At 65.3% G+C, this 2,373-nt stretch carries 1 protein-coding gene; it reads right to left on the bottom strand.

Features of this window, described 5'->3' with window-relative positions:
• Window positions 1-239: 239 nt before the first annotated feature.
• Window positions 240-2,267: an aldo/keto reductase gene (locus EOA24_RS34545; protein WP_126080369.1), complete on the bottom strand. Its 2,028-nt coding sequence runs from the start codon at window positions 2,265-2,267 to the stop codon at window positions 240-242.
• Window positions 2,268-2,373 lie beyond the last annotated feature (106 nt).

The following is a 2,373-nucleotide window of genomic DNA, read 5'->3' as shown; positions in this document are numbered from 1 at the left end:
CTCTCTGTCCTGCCGGCTTTCGTCGCTCGGAAAGCCAAGCAATTGGCTTCCCGTCCGCTGTGCGGACCGCTCCTCAACCCCCTCAAGGGGGGAGATCAGATGTGGCGCCGGCTTTCGCTAATCGCCAACGTTGCAAAGGGAGCGCCGGCGCTGAAGCTGCCAATCTCCCCCCTTGAGGGGGGAGATGCCCGGCAGAGCAGAGAGGGGGGCGAAGGAACGCGACGCCCCTGATTTTCCCCCTAAGCCCTCCTCCGTTCCGCACCCTCGTCCAGCCAGGCCACATCCTCCGGCGTCAGCTTGATATCGAGCGCCCTGAGGCTGTCCTCCAGCTCGTCCAGCGTGCGCGGGCCGATCAGCGGGACCGACGGGAAGGGCTGCGCCAGCACGTAGGCCAGCGCGATATGGATCGGGCTCTTGCCGAGTTTTCGGGCCAGCTCGATGGCGCGGTCGCGGCGGGCGAAATTCCTTTCCGAGTACCAGACCCGCACCAGCTCCTCATTGTCAGTCCGGTCGCGGCCGGCGCGGTCGGTGAAGAAGCCGCGGCCCTGGCTCGACCAGGCGAAGTGCGGCATCTGCCGCGCCGCCAGCCAGGCCTTCCACGCATCGGTCGAGGAGGTGACGCAGCCTGCCCAGATCGGCTCCAGCATTTCAGCCAGCGAGAAATTGTTGGAGAGCGCGCCGGGCTTCTGCCTGCCGTTCTTCTTGGCATAGGCAATCGCCTCGTCCATGCGCTCCATCGTCCAGTTGGAGCCGCCGAACAGGCCGCGGATGCGGCCGGCCCTGGCCTCGGCGTCCATGGCGTCGACGAATTCGCCGACCGGCACATCCGGATTGTCGCGATGCATGAAATAGATGTCGACATGATCGGTCTGCAGCCGGTCGAGCGACTGGGCCAGCTGTTTTGCAATGACATCGGGATAGCAGAGCGGCGAATGCGCACCCTTGGCTATGATGACCGATTTTTCGCGCACGCCGCGATTCTTAAGCCACTGCCCGAGCAGCGTCTCGGTGTAGCCGCCGCCATAGACAAAGCCGGTGTCGAACAGATTGCCGCCGGCCTCGAAATAGGCGTCGAGCAGGATCGAGCCGGAGGAGAAGCTGCGGAAATCCTCGAAGCCGAGCGCCAGAAGCGAGACGGGTTTCGGCAGGCTGGGAAGGACGCGCTTGCCGATGGCCGTGCCGTCGGTACGCAGCGGCCGGCCGGATATGGTGTTGAGGCGCTTAGCCGGCTTTTCGATCTCGTATTCGAGACCGACGGCGGCGCGCCACTTGTCGAGGACGCGCAGCGTGCCGAGGCTGTCGGCCCAGGACATGCCCGGCCAGGCGAATTCCTGCCTGCCTGCCTGGATTGCTTCGCCCGCGGCATCGACCTCGAAGGAATAGAGGTGACGCGTCTCGTTAAGGCTGATCACCTCGCGAGCCGCCCCGGACCGGATCACCTCGATCCGGCCCGGCCCGACATCGCGGTTGCCGCCGGCAAACCAGAAATCGGGCACCTCGATCCGGCCCTTTGCGCCGAAAATGCGCAGGATGTTGTCCTGGTCGAGCGAGATGCTGCAGGAGATTTCGGCGACGATGCCGCCGGCAAAGTGCAGCAAGGCGGAAGCCCATTCATCGACGCCGGATTGGCCGAGATGGGCCGCGCCCAGGACCTTGTCGGGTTCGGCAAAGGGCTGGCCCGTGGCGGCGCCGGCGATCAGCCGCGCCATCGAGACAGGATAGCCGCCGACATCGAGGATGCCGCCGCCAGCGAGGTCGTTGGCATAGAGCCGGTGCTCGGGCATGAAGCCCGGCATGGCGAAACCAAAACTCGACTTGATCATGCGCACTTCGCCGATTGCGCCCGACTTGATCAGCTCGACCAGTTGCCGGGTCTGCGGGTGCAACCGATACATGAAGGCTTCGCCAAGGAAAGTGCCGGCCTTGCGCGCCGCATGCATCATGGCGTCGGCCTCGAAGGCGGTGAGCGCCAGCGGTTTTTCGCACAGCACATGCTTGCCGGCTTCGGCCGCCTTGATCGCCCATTCGGCATGGCCGGGATGCGGGATCGAAATATAGACGGCGTCGACCTGGCCGTCGGCGAGCAGCGCCTCATAGCCGTTGAGGATGCGCGCGCCCGGAAAGGTCTCGGCTAGGCCCGGCTTGGCAGGGTTGCGGGCGCCGAGCGCGACCAGTTCGCCGGTGCGCGACTGCGCCACACCGCCGGCAAAGGATTTCGCGATGCTGCCGGGCCCGAGGATGCCCCAGCGGATTTTTCCAGATGTCATGTCGAATTCTCCATGGGTCGCCGCCTCGTCTTGGGGTCGGGCGGAAGAAAGTCAGCGAATCCTCGCGCCTGATTTGTCGAAAAGCAGCGAACGCTCGGCCTTGATC

It is taken from the genome of Mesorhizobium sp. M2A.F.Ca.ET.039.01.1.1 (assembly GCF_003998035.1).
Classification (GTDB): domain Bacteria; phylum Pseudomonadota; class Alphaproteobacteria; order Rhizobiales; family Rhizobiaceae; genus Mesorhizobium.
The sequence above is the reverse complement of the archived record's forward strand: the minus strand, read 5'-3'. Positions and strand labels throughout refer to the sequence as shown.

Bases quoted from the DNA above. Each gene is read 5' to 3' on its own strand.
- EOA24_RS34545 (WP_126080369.1), bottom strand. From the start codon at position 2,267: ATGACATCTGGAAAAATCCGCTGGGGCATCCTCGGGCCCGGCAGCATC.